We start from the raw sequence: 26,477 nt of genomic DNA, 5'->3' as shown, positions 1-26,477 counted from the left end.
CCTGTAATAGTGATTACACTATTTTATTCAGCATGCTTTTCTTTGAGCTTACAGGGTATGCAGGGAAAGGTGTAATGTAAACCCATTCTGCGGATACCTTAGGGTATCCGCTTTTAATGTTGTGGGAAACCGTATCTCTATCACTCCTAACCTACATATCCTCCTAATAATGATTGGAGGGATTTTATTATGAAACCGAAGTTAGTCTTGATTGAGGGATTACCAGGATTCGGGAAAACAACAACGGCTCAATTAGTCCATGAAATTCTTACGGAAATGAACCTTAAATCTCAGCTGTTTTTAGAAGGGGATTTGGAGCATCCAGCGGATTATGAGGGAGTCGCCTATTTGGAGAAAAATGAATTCAATGAATTATTGAGTACCCATGGGAAGTTTCGGGATTTGTTGAATAATCGAGTGATTAAACAAGGGAACCATTATTTCCTGGAATATCGAAAAATCGCAAATGAATATGGGCCTGATTTTCCAGATGAGTTATTGCAGGCAGTTACCAAAAATGATGTTTATGAATTGTCGCTTGATCAAAACAGGAAACTGATAACAGAGCGTTGGAAGGGATTTGCAGCAAGTGTTTTAAATGGCTCAGACACCTTTGTTTTTGATTGTTGTTTTATACAAAACCCTGTAACCATTGGGATGATTAAATATGGTGCACAGAAGGAAGACGTTATAAGTTATGTGCTGGAACTGGCAGCGATTGTGGAGCGGCTGAATCCATTGCTGCTTTACGTAGAGCAGAACAATCTTGATCACTCTTTCAGAAAGGCCGTTAGGGAAAGACCTAAAGAATGGTCGGAGGGATTTATTGAATATTATACTAACCAAGGGTATGGAAAAAAGCAGGGTTATACAGGGTTAGAAGGAACCTTGGAGGTACTGAAGGCAAGAAAAGAATTGGAAGAAGAGATATTTAACGGCATAAACTTAACCAAGAAAAAAGTAAATAACTCTTCTTATGAATTAAATGATTATAAGCAAGTTTTGGTGGGGATTTTATCAGAATACTTTAGTTCAGTAAATTAAGCACATATGACAAGCTGAGTTGATTTCAGGCATTCACTGCTGATTTCACTCGGCTTTTTTTTACTTAAGTCTTATATATTGACTTGATATATATTGGTCTGTTATATTGCTAAGTGTGATGTGTAGATATCTTTAAATAAGGAGGAGCTATTCTTGAACACTCAGGATGTTATTTTAGGCTTGCTCATGAAAGAAGCGTTGACTGGCTACGAAATAAAGCAGTTATTGGAGAATGTGTTATCTAATTTCTATAGCTCTAGTTATGGCACGATTTATCCTACGCTTGCCCGCATGGAGAAGGAAGAATTAATAACCAAGGAAATTGTGCCCCAGAAAGGTAAGCCAAATAAGAATGTTTATAACATAACGGCTAAAGGGCGAGATTGTTTTAACGACTATTTACTAGCGCCACTAGAGGGAGACAGTAGTAAGAAATCCGATTTTATGATGAGGCTTTATTTTGGCCGATTTGTGGGGTATGACAAGGTGATTTTTTGGTTGAAGCAAGTACAAGAGGAATCACAAAAAAAGTTAGATCAGTTATTAGAGCAGTATTCACATTATAAAGCTGAAATGCACCCGGCCCAGATCATTTGCATCCAGATTGGGATAGCAGAATATAAAGCTAAACTTGCAACCATTGCCGAGGGATTGTTAAGCATGGAGCAGTTAGTGGAAGGGAATAGCAGTATTTAACGAATTCTGATACATTTAGGAGGGATTTTATTGAAAACAATTTTTGTCACGGGTGCTTCATCCGGCATTGGGAGAGCTACAGTAAAACATTTTGCTGAAAGAGGATGGAACGTAGTAGCCACGATGCGTGCACCTGAAAAAGAAACTGAATTCATCACATTGGACAATGTGTTGGTGTTGCGGTTAGATGTTGAGAAAACAGATACCATCCAATCTGCATTAGCTGAAGCTGTCCAGCGGTTTGGTAAAATTGACGTTCTCCTGAACAATGCCGGATACGGGACAATGGGGCTTATAGAAGTAGCTACGGATGAGCAGATCCGAAGACAATTTGAAGTGAATGTTTTTGGTCTTATTAGTATGACTAAAGCCATGTTGCCACATTTTAGATCTAATCAGGAAGGGTTGCTAATCAATATCTCTTCAATGGGAGGGATCGTGACCTTTCCTACGATGTCTCTGTATCACTCCACTAAATTCGCGGTAGAAGGTTTTTCTGAATCCGTATCTTTTGAATTAGCATCACAAAACATCAAAGTAAAGCTGATTGAACCAGGAGCCATTAGCACGGACTTTGGCGGAAGATCGATGGAGTTCTTTTTTAATGATGACTTAACGGATTATAAATCATTCACTACTGCCTTTCTGGGTAAATTAGGGGAAATGGAAAAAGCTCCAGACTATGCCTCGGCACCAGCACTTGTAGCTGACACTATTTATCAAGCGGCCACAGACGGTACAAGCAAATTCCGTTATGTAGTGGGAGAAGATGCGAAAATGCTCATAAGTATGAAGAAAAATACGGTTGAGGAAGAGTATCTAAGTAATATAGCTCAGCATTTTTCATAAAAGAGGAAGACGGTTATTCTAATAAAGGGAATTACATTTTCCTTGGAGAATAAAATGCCTATCGAATGGAGAATGACCATGAGAGAAGAGATGATGGATACAGGCTTACCCAGCGAACGAGTAGCACGCACGATGACGGCGATGGTCTATGATACCTACGGATCGCCAGAAGTCTTACGTATTGAAGAAGTGGATATCCCTGCACCGCAAGACCATGAAGTGTTGATCGAGGTCCACGCTGCCTCTGTTAATTCCTGGGATTGGGATCTCCTCCGCGGCAAACCGTTCATGAACCGCCTTGGCGGGCTCCGTAAACCCCGTTACCGTATTCTTGGCGCAGATATCGCAGGACGGGTCATCGCCGTGGGTGCCAATGCCAAAAGATTCCGGCCGGGGGACGAGGTTTTCGGGGACCTTTCCGGTTGCGGCTGGGGCGGATTTGCGGAGTATGTATGTGCCAGCGAGAAAGCCTTGTCACCAAAGCCGGCAGACCTGAGCTTCGGGCAGGCAGCGGCTATTCCTCAGGCAGCCGTTCTAGCCTTGCAGGGCATGCGTGACAAAGGAAAGCTGCGAAAGGGCCATCGGGTTCTGATCAATGGGGGCGGTGGCGGAGTGGGTACGTTTGCGGTTCAATATGCCAAATGGGCCGGAGCGGAAGTGACCTGCGTTGACAGCGCCGAGAAGCTGGATATGCTGCGTACCCTCGGGGCGGATCATGTATTGGATTATACCAAAGATGACTTCACCACAAGCGGACAACGATACGATTTAATCCTCGATGTCGTTGGAAACCGTCCGGTTGTCGCGATGAAGCGCGCACTAACGTCAGGCGGTACGTATGTCATGGTCGGCGGTTCCTTTTCTTATATCCTCCTGGCTCTGTTGGTTGCACCGCTGTCTGCCTGGTTTGAAAAAAAGAAAATAGCACTTCTAATCCATAAGCCGAACCACGAGGATCAAATGGTTTGGAAGGAGCTTGTCGAAGCAGGCTACGTAGTGCCAGTTATTGATCGGCAATATCCGTTAAGCGGCGCGGCCCATGCCCTTCGTGATCTTGGAGAAGGCCGTGCGAAAGGGAAAATTATCGTGTGCATAAAAAGTCAGCTAAGCTAACAGTGCTCATCTGATGCAATCGATATTTATGATTTGCCAATTCCTTTATAAGAACACCGGTTGACAATTGCTGGATTTCTCTGTAACTTTAACATAACTAAATAAGAAACCACTAGGGGAGCCTGAATAGGCTGAGACGGGAAAAATGCATTCCTGGACCCTTGAACCTGATCTGGATTATACCAGCGTAGGAAAGTGGAGCCGGACTTTTATTTCATTGTTGGCGTTAGCCTTATATGGATTTTTGAGCCGCTCCATGTGGAGCGGCTTTTTTGCGCGTTTTCTTATTTACTCAAACCTTAAGGAGGAAATAAGATGCTGAATCAAGAGAAGAAACATGAGGTTGATCTGTGTGCTTTTCCGGGAAGTCACAAGGTGTATGTGGAGGGCTCACGGCCTGATATTCAAGTTCCGATGCGCGAGATTACATTAAGCCGAACCTCGGGTACGGCCGGAGAAGCGGAGAATGCTCCTGTCCGTGTCTATGATACAAGCGGGCCTTATACTAACGATGAAGCCTATAGCGATATCCGCAAGGGGTTAACGCCTCACAGGCTTCAGTGGATCACGGAGCGGGGAGATGCCGAATCTTATGAGGGAAGAGCGGTTAAGCCGGAGGATAACGGGAATCTCACAGAGAAGCCGGCGGCAGAGGTGTTTCCGGGCTTGCAACGTCGTCCCTTGAGAGCCAGAGAGGGCCGCAATGTCAGCCAGCTGCATTATGCCCGCAGAGGCCTGATTACGTCGGAGATGGAATTTATCGCAGTCCGGGAAAATGTAACTCCTGAGTTTGTTAGAGAGGAAGTAGCCTGCGGCCGTGCGATCATTCCAGCGAATATTAACCATCCGGAGAGTGAGCCGATGATTATCGGGCGGAATTTTCTGGTAAAGATCAATGCTAATATCGGGAATTCGGCGGTGTCCTCTTCCATTGATGAAGAAGTAGAGAAGATGAGATGGGCTACCCGCTGGGGAGCGGATAACATCATGGATTTGTCGACGGGTAAAAATATTCACACCACCCGTGAATGGATTATCCGCAATTCTCCGGTGCCTATCGGGACAGTGCCAATCTATCAGGCTTTGGAAAAGGTAAACGGCAAGGCCGAGGATTTAACTTGGGAGGTATACCGGGACACCCTGATCGAGCAGGCGGAGCAGGGAGTGGATTATTTCACCATTCACGCCGGGGTACTGCTGCGTTACATCCCATTAACGGCCAAAAGAATGACGGGCATCGTCTCCAGAGGGGGTTCGATTATGGCGGCCTGGTGCCTGGCCCATCATCAGGAGAACTTTCTTTATACACATTTCGAGGATATTTGTGAAATCATGAAGGCTTATGATGTGGCGTTCTCTTTGGGTGACGGGCTGCGTCCAGGCTCCATTGCCGATGCTAATGATGAAGCCCAGTTTGCCGAGCTGGAGACGTTGGGTGAATTAACCTCGCTTGCCTGGAAGCATGATGTTCAGGTGATGGTGGAAGGCCCGGGCCATGTACCGATGCATCTGATCAAAGAGAATATGGATAAACAGCTTGAGCTTTGCCATGGCGCTCCTTTTTACACACTGGGACCACTGACTACGGATATTGCACCCGGCTATGACCATATCACCTCGGCTATTGGAGCGGCGATGATCGGCTGGTTCGGCACGGCGATGTTGTGTTATGTTACCCCGAAGGAGCATCTAGGATTGCCTAATAAAAATGATGTGCGGGAAGGCGTCATCACCTATAAAATTGCCGCCCATGCAGCCGACTTGGCCAAAGGACACAAGGGCGCGCAGGATCGGGATAACGCACTCTCCAAAGCGCGCTTCGAGTTCCGTTGGCGGGACCAGTTCCATTTGTCGCTCGACCCGGAACGGGCGCTGGAATATCATGATGAGACCCTTCCGGCGGAAGGGGCCAAAACGGCTCATTTCTGCTCCATGTGTGGACCCAAGTTCTGCAGTATGCGCATTTCTCATGGTATCCGCGATACGGCGAGGGTGCAGGAGGGACAAGAAGAACCGGAGCAAGCGATGATTACCGCAGGGATGCGGGATAAAGCAGAAGAGTTTAAGGAAGGCGGAGGTCTGATCTATAAATAAACCGTCGGTCCGGGACTGCCGCTAATCGCCCTCCCCCTCTCAATTGACAGTCTCCGGGCGTATACCTATAATGTAAATCAGATTATGAAAGCTGTTTCATTTCTGGTGGATAAGTTTGTTTCGGTGAGATGGAACCCCTTAATCAAGCGGGTTTCATTTTGTTTTTTCAGTGTATTTTTGTTCGCAAAAAGGAGAAGCCATGGACACAACGTTCTGCAAAATATTGGTGGTGGACGATGAAATGCTGGTACGGCAGGGGATAATCCATCTGCTGGATTGGGAAGGGGAAGGGTTTCAGATTGCAGGCGAGGCCTCCAACGGAAGAGAGGCTTTTGAATTAATTGAATTACAGCGTCCGCATATCATCCTGACCGATATCGTTATGCCTGTGATGGACGGGGAAGAGCTGATCCGGCTCGTCAAGGGGATGTATCCGGAAATTGAGGTGATCGTGCTTAGCAGCTTCAGTGAGTTCGAATATGTGCGTTCAACCTTCCAAAGCGGGGTTGCCGACTATATCCTGAAGCCCAGACTGGAGGCCGCTTCCCTGCTTGCCGTGCTGAAAAAAACCGCGCAGCGGATTCCGCTGCTTCAGCATGTGGACTGGAGAAGCGACAAGCGGCAATCCGCGGACTATATTCTGGACAAACTGGTTTCAGGCTTTCCAGTGGAGTACGACGAGGAAGCGCTGCGGGGGATGTTCCCCTTACCGGGCTTCGTGCTGCTAATTGCTGATACTGGCGACGAACCCGCTGCGAATAGCCGCAAAGAGGAATGGCTGGAGAACAGTATTCATTCTCTGCTGCACAGCAGCGTCAGCAGGGTGACCTTCCGCCGGCTGTCTCCGCTGGAGGGGCATGTCCGTCTGCTGTTTAATCTGGAGGAGGCTGGGTATGAGGCGCTCATCCGTCTTGCAGATCAGGTATTCACGGCGGGCATCCGTGCAAATATGTTCCTGAATCTCGCGGTCAGCCGGGTTTTCACTGAGCTGAGTGAACTGCATACGATCTATAAGGATGATCTGATGAAGCTGCTGGACCGCCGCTTCTTTCTCCCGGATCATTGTTTACTGGTAGATGACGGCGAGGAGGGACGGCAGGGTCCCGCTTTCGATCAGGATGCCTTCGGCGCAGAGCTGAACCGGCAGGAGTTCGATTTGGCTTTCGGCCGCTTGAGCGCATATGTCGCGTCCATGTCCGGCCGGAGAGATACAGGGATGTCCGAGTTCAAATCGTTTTTATGCCACAGTATGTTTCAGATCATCGGAATGCTGCTGCATTTCCATTACGAGGCCCGCGCCCTGGACGAAAGCAAATACGAATTCTTCCGCTCCATTCATGAGGCACGGCATATCGGTGAAACGGAGATACGGCTTGAGCAGTTTTTGCAAGCTGCGACGGAATGCGTAACCAAGAACCGCGGCGGAGTACCAGCCATTCAAAAAATTTTACTGTATATCGACGAGCATTATTCACGTCAGCTTACGCTGACCGAAGTAGCAAGGCAATTTCATTTCAACCCGTCCTATCTGTCTAATTATTTTGCGCTACATAACAAAGAGGGCTTCAACGAATATTTAAACCGGGTGCGGATCGAAAAGGCGTGCCTGCTGCTGAAAGAAAATGCCGGTCTATCCATTTCCGAAATCAGCAGTCTTGTGGGCTACTCAGACCACAGCTATTTCACCAGAGTATTCCGCAAGCTGATGGGAATCTCGCCCAGTCAATACCGGAAAGGCTAATGCAGCGGGAAGGAGTCCGAAATGGGACTAACGGAGAAATGGCTCACAAAGCTCAAGGATCAAAGCCTGTTCAGTAAAATATTCGCCGTCATGGTCATCAGCATCATTCTGGTTACCGTCCTGATTACCGGAGTGACCGTACAAATGTCCCAAAAGCTATTCGTGCAAACCTTCAGCATCACCAATTCCAAGATTATCGACCAGATCAAAAGTGCCTTGGAGAACTCCCATTATGCAACCGTCAACAGCGCTATTGAAGTCGGGCAGAGCGGCGTGATCAGAAGCTTCATGACGGAGAAGGATATCAATTCACTGGCGAACTTCAAGCGGTATTACAGTATGCGGGATCAGATGGACCGCATTCAATCCGGCATCGGAGGGACCAATATCGGCCTCTCCATTCTGGGTGTGAACGGAAGAAGCTACACCAGCGATGTTACTTATTGGTCGGGCTCATCAGAAGAGTTGAAGAACAATCCCATTACAAAGGCCGCTCAGGAACGCAATGGGCAGCTCTTCTACAGCTTTATGGACGCCAGCCCGTTCAATTCACAAAGCCGTTATCTGGTCGCCGCCAAGGCGTTGACCGCCCCGGGTCTATCCAAGCCGTACGGCACTTTGTATATGTTCACCCGTGAAAGTGACTTTCGCAAGAACTACGCCAGCTTTACGAGCCAGGGAAACGATGTAATGTTTCTGGATACATCGGGCCTGATCGTGTCCAGTAACCGGACGGAGCAAATCGGCAGCATGTCTCCCGACCTGCTGAAGAGTGCGCAGCAGATCGCCGAGGTGGGCCTATCCAGCCAGGAGCTCACCATCGGCGGGCGGGAGGTCATCGTGCTGGCGGACTATTTGCCTTCGTACAACCTGTATATTGTGAATCTGATTGATAAGAAACAGACAATCGGTACGCTGCTGGACAAAAAGGCGATTTTTCTGATCGTTGCAGCAATCGCCGCCGTAGCCGTACTTGTCATCTATTTTCTGACGAAGAGGCTGACGCAGTCTTTGCGCACATTGGTCAAAAAAATGTCTAATGTCACCAAAAAAAGTTTCCATAACTACATGTCAGTTACCGGTACCTATGAGACAAGACAGCTAAGCACCGCATACAACTATATGCTCAAAGAGCTGAACGACTATGTCGGTCAGCTCGTGGAGACCCAAAAGGAGCAGCGGAAGGCGGAATTGGCCGCGCTTCAACAGCAGATCAATCCCCATTTTCTATACAACACGCTGGCGTCAGTCAATATTCTGGTGCAGAGAGGAAGCAAGGAACAGGCGACGGAGACCATTCATGCGCTGATTTCCCTGCTCCAGAACACCATCAGCAATGTGAACGAGACGATTACAGTGGAAGAGGAGCTTATTAACCTGAAGCATTATGTATATATTAATCAGGTCCGCAACGGCAACCGCATTAAGGTGGATTATTTCGTTTCACCGGACTGCATGTCTGCTAAAGTACCCAAGCTGGTTCTTCAGCCTTTTATCGAAAATGCCTTCTTTCACGCGTTCAATATCAAAACCTCCGGCTATATCTATGTCACCATTATGAAGGACAGGGATACGCTGCACTGCGAGGTGGTTGATACGGGAGATGGGATGGATCTGGACAACAAGGATTCGATTCCTGCCTCGTCCGTCAGCAGGCAGCTGTTCAGCGGCATCGGCATCCGCAACGTTCATGACCGCCTGACATTGCTGTACGGTGAGCCTTACGGCGTATCCATCTCCAGCACACCGGGGCAGGGGACGAAGGTTTCTATCAAAATCCCCTGCTAACTACGGATTGAACCGGTGTTTTTGCAGCATACTATCCAAGCCACGCCATGAACCGGAGCCCTATATACGGCGCCGGTTTTTTGTATGTAACGATGTTTCTTGGACGGGAATTTACCTAAAAAAAGTGCGAAAGGAGAAAATAAATGCTAACTCACTCTCCATGGAAGCGGATACAAAGACAATATTATCACTATTTTAACTAAATTAATTTCTAACGAAATGAAGGACCAGGATGATATTCTTGATAAAGAAAGCACTTTCAAATATACGTTAGGGGGATATACATCATGAAGAAAAAAGCTACTGCTCTTCTGCTCGCCGGCTTTATGCTGCTGACAGCCTGCTCCAGTAACGCCAATAACCAGGCAAAAACCAACAACGGGGGAGCTACAGGCACCTCCAAGGAAATCACGGTCTGGGCATGGGACAAAAACTTTAATATCGCTGCGATGAATCTGGCGAAGGATGCCTATGTGAAAGACCATGCGGATGCTAAAATCAACGTTATCGAATATGCCCAGGATGATATTATCCAGAAGCTGAACACCGGTCTCAACTCGGGAAGCGCATCGGGGCTGCCGAATATCGTTCTAATCGAAGACTACCGTGCTCAAAGCTTTTTGCAAACGTATCCAGACTCCTTCCAGGAGCTTGGTGATGCCATTAAACCCGCTGATTTCGCCGATTATAAGATCGGACCAACCAGCTTTAACGGCAAGCAATATGGCGTTCCTTTCGACTCCGGGGTTGTAGGCCTGTATGTCCGCACAGACTATTTGCAGGAAGCGGGCTACACAGTTGACGATCTGCAGGATATCGACTGGCAGAAGTACATTGAGATCGGCAAAGCAGTCAAAGCCAAAACCGGCAAAGATATGCTGACCCAGGACCCGAACGATCTGGGGCTGATCCGGATGATGATTCAATCCGCCGGCTCCTGGTATCTGAAGAGCGATGGTACAACACCTGACCTGAAGGACAATGCTGTACTGAAGGAAGCATTCGAAAGCTATAAAGAGCTAATGTCTGCGGATATCGTTAAGGTTAACTCCGACTGGAGCTCGTTCCTCGCCGGCTTTAACAGCGGTGCCGTTGCATCCGTTCCAACAGGCAACTGGATTACACCATCGGTGAAATCGGCAGCTGACCAGTCCGGCAAATGGGCGGTTGTACCGTTCCCTAAATTGAAAAATGCGGCAGGCTCAGTGCATGCCTCCAACCTGGGCGGCAGCTCCTGGTATGTACTTAACAACGACGGCAAAGAAGCCGCAATTGAATTCCTGGGCGCAACACTTGGCTCCAACACTGACCTGTATCAAAAGCTTGTGACCGACGTTGGCGTTATCGGTACCTATAAACCGGCCGCTGAAGGGGAAGCTTACACTGCTGCAGACAACTACTTTGGCGGACAAAAGGTCATTTCCGACTTCGCAAAATGGACTGCGGAAATTCCGAATGTTAACTACGGCATGCACACCTATGCTATCGAGGACATCCTCAAGGTTGAAATGCAGAATTATCTGAACGGTACGGATATAGATAAAGCGCTCGGCGATGCTCAGTCCCAAGCGGAGTCTCAAATCCAATAACCCCTTGTAGGACCTGATTACTCCGCTGTCCTCCCGTACCGGCCGATTTAAGCCTTGGCGGGGGGACGGCGGCTTACCCGTTTTCCGATTCACGCCTGTATAGAGAAAGGATTGAGAGCTGTGAACCATACCATGCGCAACCGCGCTAAGCTTACCGGCTGGTTATTTATTGCTGTAGCCGTCCTCATGATTTGTTTGTTCTACTTTTATCCGATGATTCAGGCTTTGCTGCTCTCCTTCAAAACGGGCGCAGGAGCCAATCTTCATTTTGACGGATTAAGCAACTATAAGCGGCTGCTCAGCGACAAAACCTTCTTTACCGCCGTAAAGAATACCTTTCTGTTCCTGATTGTGCAAGTGCCGCTCATGATCACTTTTGCGATGATTATTTCGGTGCTCCTTAATGACAGCAAGCTGCGCTTCAAAGGGTTTTTCCGTACCGCTATTTTCCTGCCTTGTGTAACCTCGCTTGTGGCCTACTCCGTCGTATTCAAATATCTGTTTGGTAATGACGGACTGGTGAATCTGGCTTTAATGAACATGCATTTGTTATCCGAACCGATTCAGTGGATCTCCGATCCCTTCTGGGCAAAGGTCACAATTATTATCGCAATTACATGGCGGTGGACGGGATACAACATGATCTTCTTCCTCTCGTCGCTGCAGAACATCGACAACTCCATTTATGAAGCCGCGCGGATTGACGGCGCCTCGGGGGTCAGACAATTTTTCTCGATCACCGCACCGTTGCTTAAGCCGATTATTCTCTTTACGTCGATCACCTCAACTATCGGGACGCTGCAATTGTTCGATGAAATCATGAATATTACTAAGGGAGGTCCCGGCAACGCGACACTCTCCATTTCCCAATATATATATAACCTTTCGTTCAAGTACACCCCTGACTTTGGATACGCAGCTACTGTGTCTTACTCCATCGTTGTCATGATTGTTGTACTGGCCTTCCTTCAAATCAAATTGGCAGGTGATGATAAGTAATGAGAACCTTACGCCGCGCACCTATTTATGTGTTTCTGTCCATTGTAGCGCTCGTTTCGATTTTCCCGTTTTTGTGGATGATTATTAGTGCGACAAACCTTTCGGTAGATGTAACTCAGGGAAGAATGCTTCCCGGAAGTCATTTGATCGAGAATATCAAGAAACTGACGGATTCAATCAATCTTGTGCCTGCTCTGTGGAATACGCTCAAAATCTCTGTGACGACAACGATTCTGGCCTTGCTGATCTCATCACTGGCCGGATACGGATTCGAAATTTATCGCAGCAAAGCAAAGGATATCGTCTTCAATTTGTTATTGCTATCCATGATGATTCCTTTCGCCGCGTTGATGGTACCGCTCTATCAAATGTTCTCAAAGCTGTCCGCTACAGCTCCGCTCATTGGGGTCAACACGATGGCCGCGGTCGTTCTTCCAACCTTCACAACGGCGTTTCTGATCTTCTTCTTCCGTCAGAGCTCCAAGATGTTCCCGCGGGAACTTCTGGAAGCCGGCCGGATGGACGGATTGTCGGAGCTGGGATTGTTCTTCCGAATTTATGTTCCGACCATGAAGACAACTTACTCGGCTGCCGCCATTATTACGTTCATGTCCAGCTGGAATAATTACCTCTGGCCGCTGATTGTGCTGCAGACCCCGGAGAAACGGACAATTCCGCTGCTGATCTCCAATCTGGGCTCCAGTTATTCGCCGGATTTCGGCGTGATTATGGCCGCGGTTGTCATTTCTACGCTTCCGACTGCACTTGTCTTCTTCCTGATGCAGAAGCAGTTCGTTGCCGGCATGGTGGGTTCCGTGAAATAACAATGACTAATAAGCTGAACATAAGAATGAAGCAGCTAACATTCTTATGTTCACGTTCTGAAGGAGGAAATGAAATTGGCAGTTACCCCAAGTTTGAGCTGGCTGGAGGACCCGGGTGTGTTCAAGGTGAACCGGCTGGAGGCCCATTCGGACCATCGTTATTATGCAGACATGGCTAAGGCAGAGGCGGGTGCGCCGATGGATATGCGCTATAGCCTGAACGGCAGCTGGAAATTCAGCTATGCGCCGAATCCGGCCAGCCGTGTAGAGTCGTTTTTTGCGGAAGCCTATAATTGCTCCGCATGGGACAGCATTCAGGTTCCCGGACATATCCAGCTGCAGGGCTTCGGCCGGCCGCAATATGTCAATACGATGTATCCGTGGGATGGACTAAGTGATGTCCGCCCGCCGCACAACCCGCAGGAGCATAACCCGGTCGGCAGCTATGTGAAGGAATTCCGTCTCCCGGCGAACCTTGAGGACGGACCGCTCTATATCTCCTTCCAAGGGGTGGAATCGGCTTTTTATGTCTGGCTTAACGGGGAATTTGTCGGCTATGCCGAGGATAGCTTTACGCCGTCGGAATTTGATCTGACCCCGTATGTGCGTACAGGCAAAAACAAGCTGGCCGTCGAGGTATACCAGCGCAGTACCGGAGGCTGGCTGGAGGATCAGGATTTCTGGCGGTTCTCGGGTATTTTCCGCGACGTCTATTTGTATACTGTTCCGAAGCAGCATATCCGGGATCTCGCGGTGCGGGCGGAGCTTGACGATACTTATACGCAAGGAAGCCTGAATGTTCAAATGCAGCTGCTGGATACTCCGCAGGAGAACGTTAGCGCAAGAATTGAGCTCAAGGATAAAGCAGGACAGGTCCAGCTGGTTACGGAGGGCGCATTCAGCGGACGTGAACTGACCTTGTCTGGAGAGATTGCGGATGTTCTGACGTGGAGTGCAGAGAATCCGTATCTGTATTCACTGTGTATCTCGCTGCTCGATGCACAGGGGAAGCTCATTGAAGCGATTGTCCAGAAGGCGGGGTTCCGCCGGTTCGAGCTGAAGAACAAGCTGATGTGCATCAACGGCAAGCGGATTGTATTCAAAGGCGTCAACCGGCATGAATTCAACTGCCGCACCGGCCGGACGATTACCCGTGAGGACATGCTGTGGGACATCCGTACGCTGAAGCGCAGCAATATTAACGCCGTACGTACGTCGCATTATCCCAACCAAACGCTATGGTATGAGCTGTGCGATGAATACGGCATTTACGTCATCGACGAAATGAATCTGGAAACCCATGGCTCGTGGCAAAAGATGGGGGCTGTTGAGCCTTCGTGGAACATTCCCGGCAACGATCCGAATTGGCGCGATATCGTGCTGGACCGGGCAGAGTCTATGCTGGAACGGGATAAGAACCATCCATCCATACTAATCTGGTCCTGCGGCAACGAGTCGTATGCGGGTCAGGTCATTCTGGATGTGGCGAATTGGTTCCGCAGCCGTGATAGTAGCCGTCTTGTCCATTATGAGGGTGTGTTCCATAACCGCGACTACGATGCGACAAGCGATATGGAAAGCCGAATGTATGCCAAGCCGGCGGATATTGAAGAATATTTGAACAGCAATCCGGACAAGCCTTATCTCAGCTGCGAATACATGCATGCGATGGGCAATTCGGTGGGCGGCATGCATAAGTACACGGAGCTGGAGAATAAGTACCCGATGTACCAGGGCGGTTTCATTTGGGATTATATCGATCAGTCGATTATTACTAAGGATCGTTACGGCCATGAGTATTTTGCTTACGGCGGCGATTTCGGGGACCGTCCGACGGACTACAGCTTCTGCGGCAATGGCATTGTCTACGCCGACCGGCAGTGGACGCCGAAGATGCAGGAGGTTAAATTCCTGTACCAGAACTACAAGCTGGAGCCTGGTAAAACAGGCATTCGGCTCATTAATGAAAGCTTGTTCGCAGGAACCGGACATTTGGCATTGGAATACCGGCTGTATCGTGAAGGCGAGCTGCTCGGCACTTGGACAACTGATGTCAATGCCTCGCCGCAAAGCGAGGTGCTGGTGCCGGTTGAGCTGCCGCAAGCAGACGGGAAACCGGGCGAATACAGCATTCAGGCCTCATTGCTGCTGAAGGATGCGGAGCTCTGGGCTGAGGCCGGATATGAAATTGCCTTTGGAGAGTCCATCTTCGTAGTGCAAGAGGAAGCTGAAGCGGAGCAGCCAGCCGGCCAACTGAAGGTTGTGGAAGGGGATGTGCAGATCGGCGTCCTCGGCGAGGACTTCACCGTGCTGTTCTCTAAACAGGCTGGTTCTCTGGTGTCCTTGAACATCCACGGCCGCGAAATGATTGCGGCTCCTCCGGCCCCGCTGTTCTGGCGGGCGGCGACCGACAACGACAAAGGAACCAATCTCGGCTACATTGCCGGATGCTGGTATGCTGCAAGCCTGTCGCGTAAATGTGTAGAGGTGAGCCTTTCACAGGAGGAAGGTGCAGTTACGGTGAGCTTTGATTACCGGTTCAGCATCCATCCCGGGCTGTCGGTTCAAACCGCCTATACGGTCTACGGTGACGGAAAGGTGCGGGTGCGTACCCGCTACAACGGCGCTGCCGGGCTTCCGGATCTGCCGATCCTGGCATTGTCCTTCAAAATGCCGGCCGACTACGACCAGACGGAATGGTATGCGATGGGACCAGAGGAGAATTATATCGACCGTGCGTACGGTGCCAGACTTGGCGTGTTCAGCCGGAGCGTGCAGGAGCTGCCGTCCCGCTACCTTGTTCCGCAGGAATCCGGTAACCGCACCGGTGTACGCCGCGTGAAGATTACCGATAAATCGGGAGTGGGCCTGCAAATCTCGGCCCCTGCAACCGCGCCTGTGGAATGTAATTTGTCACCGTATACCGCGTTCGAGCTGGAGCATGCCAGCCATGCGTTCGAGCTTCCGGCGGTTCATTACACCGTAGTGACAGTAGCAGGAAGACAAATGGGCGTAGGCGGAGACGATAGCTGGGGCGCGCCAGTATATAAGGAATACACCATCCCTGCAGAGCAAAGTCTTGAATATGAGTTTTTCATTTCAAGCGTGGGAACGGAAGAGAAATAGCTTGTTAGGCTAATTAAAGCTGTAAACCGGCCTTGGTCCTGAAGTTCATGGGACCAAGGCCGGTTGTGTTTTGGTCTGATCTATAAATAAACCGCCGGTCCGGGACTGTAGCCTAATCGCCCTCCACTGAATACATTTGAAAGATAAGATGATTCAGGAGAGGATGTTGGCCGTGCAAGCTGTTCCTCATGATTTTGTTCAAGAATGGATCGCCTACACATCGGACCGTGCCGGAACGTTCGACATTTGGCTGTACCGACCGCAGGACGGTTTTACTTTTCAACTTACTAAGGGACTGGGTGCAGAGTTTTCCGTTCCTTATTGGTCTCCTGACAGCAGGAGAGTCGCTTTTATTGGCATTGGCAACGCGGTCTATCTAATAGATACCGTCACGTTTAGGGCTGCCCGGATCGACCAAATCGAACCCTACACGCTGCTGGATTGGTCCCCCGACAGCAAATTTCTGGCGTATGTCAAAAACGGGCGAATCGTCATCTATGATACATTCTCACATAACAGCAATAGCCTCCCGGAGCCGGGTGCCAATGATGTCCAATGGTTCCCTTCGGGCACGGAGCTTTTGTTTGCTGCTCCGGATTCAACCGGCAACACTCAGCTCTACCGCATCCGGACAGATGGTACAGACAGGAGACAAATCACGCAGAATACGGAAGGGCCGCTGCATGATGCTCGGCTTTCCCCGGATGGAGCCTTCGCGCTTTATACGTTTCCCGGCAGCAGCATCTCAATCATTTCCACGGTGGATCTGGCCACCGGCACCATCTACACACTGGAAGGGGGACCGCTCGCCAAAAACTATTTTCCAGCATGGTCCCCGGACTCCCGAACCATCGCTTATAGCGCAACCGATTATAAGGCACCGAATTATTATTCTCTCATCCAAGTGGACAGCCGTACCGGTCAGCAGCAGAAGACTTTAGCGGCTTCGGACTGTTTCGCGACTCCCGTCAGCTGGTCGCCGGAAGGCAGCAGAATTGCGTATTTATCGGGATGCACTGATGCAGGAAGAGCAACTCAACTCTGGATTGCCGATATCAGAGCGCCGATGCCGGTGAATGTCCTCAGCGGTGGTCAAATTACCGCCCTGCAATGGTCTCCTCGAGTCAGGGTGCCGAAAAGCATCTACACAAACTCCGTGTACCGGGTATCCTTTCCGTATCCCTCGGACTGGCGCCCGGTCAGCGAAGTGAGGTACGAAGGGCCCGGCGGTTTTTTTCAGGTATCCGCAATTTCAGCAGACAACCGGATTGCCGAGGTATGCAGCTCCGAAGCCTTTCATCCGTTGAGGCCTTACGGATCTTCTCCTCAGATTGTCATGACGACGATACAAAAGCAGGAGGCCTGCTTCATTTTTCCGTCAGCGGATCAACCCGCGGAGATGAACAAACAGGCGGCCCTCATCGTGAGATATCCCCGCCCAGTCCAAATCGGGGGAATGTTCTACAATTATTTTATTCTGTGGGCCGACGTAAACCATATCCGCCAAATTGGCGGGCGGCTGTCGTTCCATTAGCTAACCTTACAGCGAACCAGCCCGTTGAGGCTGGTTTTTTGTAGTTCTTAAGTGTAGCTGACTAAATGGGGGCACTAGAGAGTGTCTTTAAACTGGAAGAGCTCTGGGGAAGCAGGGATTTAGTATTGAAGGTAGGGTCACTCAAGCCCGCAGCGGGTTCGTTTACTCGGACTCAGGAGACGCTATGAAGAGTAAAACCTCTGTTTATTCTCTTTTGCAGACCCAGCGGACCTTATCTGCGCTACATTCTATCTAAAAATGGCCATCGGGGAGAAATAACTGCACTGGAGTCCGTTTCCCTACTGTAACAGGCTAAAAGTCCCGAATAAGTGCAGCTCGGTCCGTTTGTACTGCCAGGAATACACTTTCCAGACACACACACGTCTTCGGAAGAAGAGTGAAGTCTCTAAAACCCCGAGACGTAAGCCTCCACCGAAAAAACTACCTAGTGGCGAAACACCTTTCATCGCGTGTGATCAGAAAATGGTACTGTACCCGTGATTCCTTAGAATGCATACATCAGCAGGTTTTGGCGAGTGAAGTGGTTTGAAGACACGCCCTAACTGAACATGGTAAAATATGCGTTAAATAAAATTGGATGGATTGGTAATATCCAGAGGGGGTTAGCAATGATTATTAGAGAATCCAAGATTTCAGATGCTAAAGGGATAGCAAAAGTACATGTGGATTGTTGGAGAACCACTTATAGAAATATAATACCTGACGAATTTTTGGAGAAGTTGTCTTATGAACAGAGGACTGCATTATGGATTAAGAATTTATTTAAAGATGATAATTATGTCTTTGTAGCAGAAAATAACCTTGGAGAAGTTATTGGATTTGCCGATGGCGGAAAAAGAGAAACGAATACAGTAGAAAACTCAGCGGACTTAACCTCGATTTATATCCTTGAACAATATCAGGGATTGGGGATAGGAAGGTGAAGATTGCAGGTTCTGAATTGAACCTATTAGTTTATGAATGGAAAGGTATTGGGTCTGTGCTTAATCATACATAAGCGCGAAGGGCAGCAGGCGATATTGCTGCTGCCGTTTCTCAAATTATATAGAATGAACTTAATAACTATCCAAAAAGGCAAAAGTAGCGGAGGGGGATTTTGGAACTGTAGGAGCGATAGCGACCGCCTTTGTCACCGGATTTCCACCGCATATAGCGAGTTAAATCAAGAAATCTGGGGACAACAGCGGACGGAAGTCCAAATATTCACCGTAGTTACGTCCTCGCCAAAATGGAAAATCCTTAAATTCAATTTATATAGTCCAACTAATCACTTGCAACGGGACTATTTGAATTTATAGAAACAATTTCCTTTTAGCAGCGTCTATAAATAATGAAAACTAATCGCGGAGGAAGATAAAATGAAGAAAAAAATGCTGCTCCTCATTTGTACTCTTATAGGGTGTACTATGTTTACAATGCACTCTGCCCGGGCGGCTGCGCTTCAAAATGAACTTCACTTAAACATAAATGGGGTGCAGGCGGGGGATCAGAAACCCATCGTAGTGAACAATGTAACATTAGTGCCGATTCGTACGGTATCCATTATTCCAAATGTAAATGTAGATTGGAACAGCAAGACCAAAACTATCACGGTAACTGACTCTGTAACAAAGGAAAGTCTGAAATTAACAGTGGGCAGCAAGGAAGCCATTGTAGGCGGGGAACGGGTAACGCTTAAGACGCCTCCTGTAATCAGAGATGGAGCGGTGTATGTTCCTTTTCGTTGGATTGGGGAAGGGATTAAGGCAAATGTGGTATGGGATGCGCCAACAAAAACTGTAGTTATCTATAAGACGAGTCCAGAGTTGTTGAAGGATTCGGTCAGTGCTGATCTGGTCAAGTCCAGAAATACAGCGCTTGATTTGCCGCGTATTACGCTGCAGGATGACCTAATCCCGGATCAAGAAGGCGGAGCGGGCGGAACCTATTATTTTCAATATGGGAAAAGCAATAGCTTTATCTATGAATACAGAGGTATCTCCACCTACTATAAAGTCATCAATGGAGCGGCCTGGGGGGTATGGCAAGGGAAAGAGGTACTTCAGATCGGAAACGGATTTAAGATTAATATGATGAAACCCAATGGGGAAGAGTGGGGAACCCGTCCTGATTACAGCGGGAAGGTCAATTATTTCATGGATCTGTGGAAAATGGAGGAAGTGAAATACGGTACGTTTGACGAAGCGGGTAATGTGATTTTTAGTGCTTCCAAATCTTTTCCGGCTGGAGCTAAGAATTTTATCTCGGAAATTCCCGGGGAACAATCCTAAAGATAAGGTAGCAGAACCTGAGTACAAATAATAGAGGTGATACATGAGTGCCTGGAGAAGAATAGGGCTTGAGTTATTTTATGATCTTAGGTTTCAGTTTAATGAAAAAGAGGACTCGATTTATTCTTTACTAGTGTTCTTAGGAGATAGACTTGTTGAAGCACATAGGAATAAGGATTGGAAAGAACAAGATAAGATTTATAATTATGCGGAGTGGTGTTTTAACCAATACCGGAGAAGTCCGTATTTGAATAACGCAATTTGTGTCGGCTTCTATGAGCATTTAGTTCGGGATGAGATAACTCTGCAAGCTATTCCATATAAGATTAAGCCGTATATTTTTGAAGCGGTCCGAACATTGTTCGAGTGGATGTTAAGCGAGCAGGAAGGGAAGTACAAGGAGCTATTGGAAGAGTACAATAAAGTAAATAACACGGATTTTGAAAATTGATAGATTTGACTATATCCTTGCACGGAGTGAATGACGATGGAATTTCAGGAGATAAAGAAAGACTTGTTTTCAATGCCGGAAGATTACTGTCTGGCCCATTGTATTTCAGCGGATGCTAAGATGGGGGCTGGAATTGCTGTGCAGTTTCGGAAAAGATTCAAGCTGTCCTCCCTTCAAGAGAAGGCCAACAGGAATGAATTACTCGTAGGTGAATGTTACAAAGTGGAGCGAGTGTTTAACTTGATAACGAAGTCAAAGTACTGGCAGAAGCCAACTTATGATACGTTAACGTTGTCCTTAAGAGCAATGAAGGAAATATGTCTGCAGGAAGCCGTCAATCAAATAGCTATGCCTGAAATTGGCTGCGGCCTGGATAAATTGCAATGGAAAAAAGTAAAAGAGATTATAATGAAAGAATTTAGTGATACCCCTGTACGAATCACTGTTTGCAGATTGTAGTTTGATTCCGTAGGCTGCTGATAAGGATGGGTTCTTATACCCCAAAAAAAAGGGATGTCTGGGCGGCCACGTATTTCCTGGCTTGCCGGACGTCCCTTTTGTATGGGAACTTATTAGGATTGACTTAGCCGCGGGCAAGCTCCTTGCGCACGATTGGCGCAACCTTGGTGCCGAGCAGCTCGATGGCGCGCATGACCTCACGGTGCGGCATGGTGCCGACATTGACGTGAAGGAAGAAACGTGTAACGCCCAGGTTCTTATGCAGCAAAATAATCTTCTCGGCGACATATTCGGAGTCACCGACATATAGAGCTCCACGCAGGCTGCGGGCATCATCATACGCTGCGCGGTTGTATGGCTGGCTCCAGCCCCGTTCACGGCCAATGACGTTCATTTGGGCCTGGGTGGAAGGATAGAACAAGGCTGCGGCCTGCTCGGTGGTTTCCCCGACAAAGCCGTGTGAATGCGTGGCAATCTGCAGCTTGCTAGGATCATGTCCGGCGCGTGCGGCGGCATCTTTGTAAAGCTTCACTAGCGGAGCAAACCGCTCCGGCATTCCGCCAATGATGGCGAAAGCGACCGGAAGCCCCAGCGTCCCTGCGCGGATCGCCGACTCCGGATTTCCCCCGGTGGCGATCCAGACCGGCAGCGGATCCTGAACGGAGCGGGGGTATACTGCAAGGTTATCGATGGCCGGACGATGGCCGCCGCGCCAGGTTACCTTCTCTGATGCCCGAATTGCCAGCAGCAGCTCCAGATTCTCTTCAAATAATTCGTCATAATCCTCCAGGCTGTAGCCGAACAAGGGGAAGGATTCAATAAACGACCCCCGGCCTGCCATAATCTCCGCTCTTCCGTTCGAAATGCCGTCCAGGGTAGAAAAGGCTTGATAGACGCGAACCGGATCATCTGAGGACAGAACGGTAACAGCACTGGTCAATCTGATCTGCTTCGTCATAGCCGCAGCTGCCGCCAGTACAACTGCGGGAGAGCTGCCCGCGTAGTCTGCACGGTGATGCTCGCCTATTCCATATACATCAAGGCCGACCTGATCGGCGAGAACAATTTCTTCGACCGCTTCGCGCAGTCTTTCCGCATGGCTCATCACCTTGCCGGTCACCGGGTCGGGCGTAGTTTCCAAAAAAGTGCTGATTCCTATCTCCATACTATTTTCCATTTGGGCCATTTCACTCCGCCTCCTTCGTCTCTTTATATTACTATACTTTTTAATGTTTCTCAACTTTAGTAAGTGCAAAGAAAAGATGCGGATTTTTGTGGAAGTGCAGATTAAGCGAATGCGAGCTTGAGCTAACCGCTGTTCGAGAAGCTTGTCCGGTGTCCGGCAGGCATTTTATCAGAAAAAAAGCCTGCTGCCCAGTAATACCCCGGGCAGCAAGCGGATTCAGGAGTGCATTTCTTTAGAATTACCCCTTCTTAACGGCGAGCTTTACGATCATAATGACAAGAACGAGCAGTGCAATGAGCTGATCTGTACTCATGAGTCCGACCTCCATTCCTGTGAAAGAATGGCTCTTCGGACCGGCATCTCCTCTCCAAGATGCTGCTTCGCTCCCCATTATCAGAATATGAGATCCTACACGCTGTTAGTACTTCACAAGATAAATAATTCATACAGCAACTTTTGGCCAACAAACATTAAACGCAGCAGAAGCTGCATAACGGTCAACGAAACTTTTTCTATACTCAACACGTCTACATATTAGGTAAAATAAGGAAGTGGAGGCTTTCAGACATGTTCAAAAGAATCGGAATGGCATTATTGACTTTGAGTCTTACCACCGCAATTGCGGGAACCGGATGGGCAGCTCCTTCACCGGCACAGATTGATGTCTCCCAAACGTCGTTTGACTTTGATACCGCCAAGCCAAACAGTGACGCAGAGTTTCATCATGGCCTGCTGCTTGCAGTGCAGGCCGATGGAGATCTTGTTTATTATGACCGGACCGGCAAACAGGCTTTTGTCCTCCCGGAGGGTATAGTGCCTGTAACAGACTTTGCTGAGCAGCGGGCTGTTGTGAAGGATTCAGCAACCGGACGGTATGGCTATATCAACACGAAGGGAATTGTAGCCATTCCCTGCCAATATGCATCGGCCGGAAATCTGTCGGGTGGTGTAGCCCATGTGGTGCTGGCTGAGGGTGCGGGCGAAGCCCTTATTGACCGGGCAGGTAAGGTGGTTACTACACTAACGGAGAAATATAGCTCGGAATTTTATTTTTCGGACGGACTGGCATTAGCTTACGCGCCAGAGGGGGGGAAGATCGGATTTATCAATACTTCCGGCAAGCTGGTTATTCCCTATCAATACACCGAAGCGAGAGGATACTCCCAAGGTTTGGCTCTTGTGAAGAACAGTGCGGGGTTGTACGGATATATCAATACGGCGGGAAAAACAGTGATTCCGTTTAAGTACAAAGAGGGAAGCGGCTTCTCAGAAGGACTGGCCTCCGTGAAGAATGCGAAGGGCAAATGGGGATTTATTAACAAGCAGGGCAAGCTCAGCCTTCCTTTTCAATATGAGAATACCGGTGATTTCAGTGAAGGCCTGGCCAGCGTATACAATTCTGCAGGTAAAGTTGGCTTCATTAATAAACAAGGCAAGCTGGTCATCGGCTACCAGAAATACAATAGAGCCTTATCGTTCAAAGAAGGCATAGCTTTAGTTGGCATCAGCAACCCGGCCGACAATTCCAAAGACAAATATGGTTACATCAACACCAAGGGCGAACTGCTGACCAAGCTTATCTATACGGGAGAATCCTCATCGTTCAGTGGCGGCTATGCTGTGGGGATGACTGCTCAAGGAACAGGATATATTCTGACCAAACGCGGATTGGCCCAATAAAATCATCAATCTGCATAATAAGGAACGGCCTGGACAGCATTGTCCTAGCCGTTCCTTATTTGTTGTTACTCCTCGCGTTTCGGGAATCCGTAGCCCGGATATTCCACCACAGGCCATTTCACCTTACGCAATGCATTTAGCAGCTCCGGCCCGGCATTCAGATTACTGCCCACCAGCTGATGGGGAGTCAGGGCCATCCACTGGTTCAGGGAGACGTCGGCGAAGCGGTCGCTTTTGAACATTTCCAGAAACCAGAGCGTGTCTGTGCCGGTATTCTGGATATAATGTCCATAAGCAAAAGGGACATAACCGACGTCTCCGGCTCTATAATTGAAGGTACGGGCTGCGCCGCTTCCCCCGAAGACGGTCATCCGTCCATGCCCGGCAAGATAATATTGCCATTCATCATTATTCGGGTGCCAGTGCAGTTCCCGCATGGCCCCGGGTTCAATCTCCACCAGTGCCGCGGCAATGGTCCGGGAGACCGGGAAATTGGAGGAGTCGACGATTCTTACACTTCCTCCCGGGGTCTTCAGCGGAGGCTGGGCCAATAATTGATGTTTAAAGCTCAGCGGAATATCCCCATAAGGTGATTGCACCTTTTGACTCTGTATCGTACCAGGCACTTCATCCTGATAGATGTAGACCTGATCGTTCGGTATGCAGTCAAAGGCGGCAGCGGGTACGCCGAAATTCGCCGCCAGGACTTCCTTGGGCGTATGGGCGAACCAGTCGGAGATCGACAGTGTATTCAAATCGGAGAAGCTGCCATCATCAAAGACGAGCAGGAATTCGCAGCCTTCGGCAAGTCCTTGAATGGAATGCGGAATACCCGGAGGGAAATACCATAGATCTCCGGGGCCGATGTCGGCAATGAAGTTGCGGCCGTTCTGATCCACGGAGGTGATCCGCGCGCTCCCGATCAGCATATAAGACCATTCCGCCTGCTGATGCCAGTGCAGCTCCCGCACTCCGCCGGGCGTCAGGCTCATATTGACCGCTGCGAGAGTCGTGGCGACAGGCAGTTCCCTTACCGTAACTTCCCGTGACCAGCCGCCGCAGTTCAGCTGCATATGGGCATCGGAGAAGGAAAACTTCAGATTCGGAATCAGTCCGTTGTCCGTGGGGGGAGGAACGAACATATCCGGATTCTCGCGGTCCCGCATAATATCGCGCGGCCCGCGGTCGATATTGCCTGCGCCGTCGCTTCTTATCGGCTGGGGGATTTTCATTGTTCCGGCTGAATCCTGTTCAGTGGAATCCATAGGTTAAGCTCCTTTCCATATCCGAAAATACATCAATGGGAATATATATGCCGGAAGCCGATTTTTATGAATGGCAGCGGAATGTGGGACACTGGACATGATATTGGATATAATTATTAATATTCAACAAGAATTATAGAGAGCAGGGTTAGAGAACATGACGAATAGCGAACAACAACGCTACCGCTTTAGCGAAGCGCCGATTTGGGAATTGCAGCGGTCATATTACGAAGAATTGGGCTTGCAGGCCTGGAAAAATGACCAGGTTCCGCAATATATTACGAGCAACCCGATGATCGGGACAGCCTATGCTGAGATGATCTTCGGCTTCCTTCAAGACCGCTATGCACTTGGCCAGACTGATGAGCCGGTTATTATTCTGGAAATGGGTGCGGGGGCAGGCAGACTAGCCTTCCAGGTACTGCAGAAGCTAAGCGAATTGATCGACTATGCGGGGATTAAGCTGCCTCCATTCCAATATGTAATGAGCGATCTGCCTGTCAAAAATATTGCCGGCTGGCAGCAGCATCCCGGCCTGATCCCTTTTGTTCAGCAGGGAATCCTTGATTTCGCGCGCTTTGACGCGGTCCATGATACCGAGCTGCACCTGACGCACAGCGGCAACGTGATCCATGTGGGCGGACTGAAGCAGCCGCTGCTGGTAATCGCCAACTATTTCTTTGACAGCATTCAGCAAGAACTGCTCTATATCGACGAAGGCAAAATTTATGAATGCGAGGTTTCCCTAAAGTATCCGGAGGAAGCCGAGTCGCTGGGAACTTCAGAGGTGCTGAAGGGGATCATTCCGGAATATCATTACAGCCGTGCGGCCGGGTATGAAGAGAAGTCGTATCCGTATCACGTGGTGGCGGACTACTACCGGGAGAAGCTGGAGGATACCCATATTCTGTTCCCGGCTACGGCGCTGGCTTGTATGGAACGGCTGGACAGCCTGTCCCAAGCGGGCTTTCTGCTGTTGACCGCCGACAAGGGCGATCACCGGCTGGAGAACTGGGAGTTTGCAGAGCCCCCTAAGCTCATGCATCACGGAAGTATCTCCTTAACGGCCAATTATCACGCGATGCAGTACTTTTTTGAGCAAAAGGGTGCACTTTCGCTGTTCACCCCGCATCATTATAAGAACCTGAACGTTGGCTGTATTCTGAAGCTTAAAGATCCGGCGAGCCATGTGCATACCCGGCTGGCTTACCGGCGGTTTGTCGACCGGTTCGGACCGGATGACTTCTTCAGCCTGAAGGTATGGGTGGATCAGAACTTCGATAGCATCGGGCTGCAGCAAATTCTCGCTTTCTGGCGTCTCGGCGGATATGATGCTGAGCTGTTCATCCAGAGCGCTGAGCGTATTTCCAGCCTGCTGGAGGATGCGAATGACGAAGAACTGCTGGATCTCCAGCATGGTATACAGCAGATGTGGGCAGGATATTACCCGATGCCCCAGAGGTATGATCTGGCGCTGGATAGCGGACTGCTGCTATTTGAAATGGATATGTACCGCGATGCCCGCATGTTCCTGGAACGCTCGCTTCATGAGAGTGAGGAAGAGCCGGTAATTACAGTGCTCTATTGCCTGGCGATTTGCAGCTATGAGCTGGAGGATCTGGAGGCGGCACTGGAATATACACGCAAAGCACTGGTCCTGGAGCCGGAACATGAGGAAGCCTTGGACCTGCTGGCCGCACTCAGTGAGGGGTAAACCGCCCCTTTACAGGAACAGGGATTGTTTGGTA

Annotated in this window: 21 protein-coding genes and 1 riboswitch; of the genes, 18 read left to right on the top strand and 3 right to left on the bottom strand. The window is 49.1% G+C overall.

The annotated features are described in order from the left end of the window. The first annotated feature begins 189 nt into the window (after nucleotides 1–189). From NST99_RS29755 to NST99_RS29680, 16 genes are all read left to right on the top strand, one after another. Nucleotides 190–1,044, top strand: coding sequence for a hypothetical protein (locus NST99_RS29755; RefSeq protein WP_341096527.1), 855 nt, complete (start codon nucleotides 190–192; stop codon nucleotides 1,042–1,044). A gap of 153 nt (nucleotides 1,045–1,197) precedes the next feature. Continuing rightward, nucleotides 1,198–1,740 carry a PadR family transcriptional regulator gene (locus NST99_RS29750; RefSeq protein ID WP_341096525.1) on the top strand — a complete coding sequence of 181 codons (543 nt, stop codon included), beginning with the start codon at nucleotides 1,198–1,200 and terminating at the stop codon, nucleotides 1,738–1,740. A 30-nt stretch (nucleotides 1,741–1,770) separates the two neighbouring features. Further along, nucleotides 1,771–2,589: an SDR family oxidoreductase gene (locus NST99_RS29745; protein ID WP_341096524.1), complete on the top strand. Its 819-nt coding sequence runs from the start codon at nucleotides 1,771–1,773 to the stop codon at nucleotides 2,587–2,589. Nucleotides 2,590–2,643: 54 nt separating this feature from the next. Next, nucleotides 2,644–3,702, top strand: coding sequence for an NAD(P)-dependent alcohol dehydrogenase (locus NST99_RS29740; protein WP_341096522.1), 1,059 nt, complete (start codon nucleotides 2,644–2,646; stop codon nucleotides 3,700–3,702). Nucleotides 3,703–3,806: 104 nt separating this feature from the next. Next, nucleotides 3,807–3,913: riboswitch (TPP riboswitch) on the top strand. Nucleotides 3,914–4,017: 104 nt separating this feature from the next. Further along, nucleotides 4,018–5,796 (top strand): phosphomethylpyrimidine synthase ThiC, encoded by a 1,779-nt coding sequence (gene thiC, locus NST99_RS29735; protein WP_341096521.1) that lies wholly within the window; start codon nucleotides 4,018–4,020, stop codon nucleotides 5,794–5,796. A 199-nt stretch (nucleotides 5,797–5,995) separates the two neighbouring features. Next, a complete protein-coding gene (locus tag NST99_RS29730; RefSeq protein ID WP_341096520.1) occupies nucleotides 5,996–7,537 on the top strand; it encodes a response regulator transcription factor in 1,542 nt (513 codons plus the stop codon). 21 nt (nucleotides 7,538–7,558) lie between these two features. Then, a complete protein-coding gene (locus NST99_RS29725) occupies nucleotides 7,559–9,325 on the top strand; it encodes a sensor histidine kinase (protein ID WP_341096518.1) in 1,767 nt (588 codons plus the stop codon). Between the two features lie 287 nt (nucleotides 9,326–9,612). Next, a complete protein-coding gene (locus NST99_RS29720) occupies nucleotides 9,613–10,914 on the top strand; it encodes an ABC transporter substrate-binding protein (protein WP_341096517.1) in 1,302 nt (433 codons plus the stop codon). A gap of 132 nt (nucleotides 10,915–11,046) precedes the next feature. Further along, the gene (locus NST99_RS29715) at nucleotides 11,047–11,913 is read left to right on the top strand and encodes a carbohydrate ABC transporter permease (protein ID WP_341097790.1); all 867 of its coding nucleotides are present in this window, start codon (nucleotides 11,047–11,049) and stop codon (nucleotides 11,911–11,913) included. Then, nucleotides 11,913–12,737 carry a carbohydrate ABC transporter permease gene (locus tag NST99_RS29710; RefSeq protein ID WP_341096515.1) on the top strand — a complete coding sequence of 275 codons (825 nt, stop codon included), beginning with the start codon at nucleotides 11,913–11,915 and terminating at the stop codon, nucleotides 12,735–12,737. The genes NST99_RS29715 and NST99_RS29710 overlap by 1 nt, the downstream gene beginning before the upstream one ends. A 69-nt stretch (nucleotides 12,738–12,806) precedes the next feature. Then, on the top strand, nucleotides 12,807–15,863 hold the full coding sequence (locus tag NST99_RS29705) for a glycoside hydrolase family 2 TIM barrel-domain containing protein (RefSeq protein WP_341096514.1): 3,057 nt from the start codon (nucleotides 12,807–12,809) through the stop codon (nucleotides 15,861–15,863). A 136-nt stretch (nucleotides 15,864–15,999) separates the two neighbouring features. Continuing rightward, a complete protein-coding gene (locus tag NST99_RS29700; protein WP_341096513.1) occupies nucleotides 16,000–17,397 on the top strand; it encodes a hypothetical protein in 1,398 nt (465 codons plus the stop codon). Between the two features lie 629 nt (nucleotides 17,398–18,026). Next, a complete protein-coding gene (locus NST99_RS29695) occupies nucleotides 18,027–18,341 on the top strand; it encodes a GNAT family N-acetyltransferase (protein ID WP_341096512.1) in 315 nt (104 codons plus the stop codon). Between the two features lie 483 nt (nucleotides 18,342–18,824). Continuing rightward, nucleotides 18,825–19,688 (top strand): copper amine oxidase N-terminal domain-containing protein, encoded by an 864-nt coding sequence (locus NST99_RS29690; RefSeq protein WP_341096510.1) that lies wholly within the window; start codon nucleotides 18,825–18,827, stop codon nucleotides 19,686–19,688. Between the two features lie 43 nt (nucleotides 19,689–19,731). Further along, on the top strand, nucleotides 19,732–20,139 hold the full coding sequence (locus NST99_RS29685) for a DUF7674 family protein (RefSeq protein ID WP_341096509.1): 408 nt from the start codon (nucleotides 19,732–19,734) through the stop codon (nucleotides 20,137–20,139). 36 nt (nucleotides 20,140–20,175) lie between these two features. After that, on the top strand, nucleotides 20,176–20,598 hold the full coding sequence (locus NST99_RS29680; RefSeq protein WP_341096508.1) for a macro domain-containing protein: 423 nt from the start codon (nucleotides 20,176–20,178) through the stop codon (nucleotides 20,596–20,598). Between the two features lie 124 nt (nucleotides 20,599–20,722). On the opposite strand, the gene NST99_RS29675 is transcribed toward NST99_RS29680, so the two are convergent. Together NST99_RS29675 and NST99_RS29670 are read right to left on the bottom strand one after the other, a co-directional pair. Next, a complete protein-coding gene (locus tag NST99_RS29675) occupies nucleotides 20,723–21,784 on the bottom strand; it encodes an LLM class flavin-dependent oxidoreductase (RefSeq protein WP_341096506.1) in 1,062 nt (353 codons plus the stop codon). Between the two features lie 238 nt (nucleotides 21,785–22,022). Continuing rightward, nucleotides 22,023–22,175: a hypothetical protein gene (locus NST99_RS29670; protein ID WP_341096505.1), complete on the bottom strand. Its 153-nt coding sequence runs from the start codon at nucleotides 22,173–22,175 to the stop codon at nucleotides 22,023–22,025. Between the two features lie 176 nt (nucleotides 22,176–22,351). On the opposite strand from NST99_RS29670, the gene NST99_RS29665 reads away from it, so the two are divergent. Next, a complete protein-coding gene (locus NST99_RS29665) occupies nucleotides 22,352–23,464 on the top strand; it encodes a WG repeat-containing protein (RefSeq protein WP_341096503.1) in 1,113 nt (370 codons plus the stop codon). Between the two features lie 65 nt (nucleotides 23,465–23,529). Here NST99_RS29665 and NST99_RS29660 read toward each other — a convergent pair whose 3' ends face one another. Further along, on the bottom strand, nucleotides 23,530–24,729 hold the full coding sequence (locus NST99_RS29660; protein ID WP_341096501.1) for an oxalate decarboxylase family bicupin: 1,200 nt from the start codon (nucleotides 24,727–24,729) through the stop codon (nucleotides 23,530–23,532). 157 nt (nucleotides 24,730–24,886) lie between these two features. Between NST99_RS29660 and NST99_RS29655 the strand changes: the two genes are divergently transcribed. After that, the gene (locus NST99_RS29655; protein ID WP_341096499.1) at nucleotides 24,887–26,443 is read left to right on the top strand and encodes a tetratricopeptide repeat protein; all 1,557 of its coding nucleotides are present in this window, start codon (nucleotides 24,887–24,889) and stop codon (nucleotides 26,441–26,443) included. Nucleotides 26,444–26,477 lie beyond the last annotated feature (34 nt).

Source organism: Paenibacillus sp. FSL L8-0470 (genome assembly GCF_038008625.1).
Lineage (GTDB): Bacteria > Bacillota > Bacilli > Paenibacillales > Paenibacillaceae > Paenibacillus_AQ.
The sequence above is the reverse complement of the archived record's forward strand: the minus strand, read 5'-3'. Positions and strand labels throughout refer to the sequence as shown.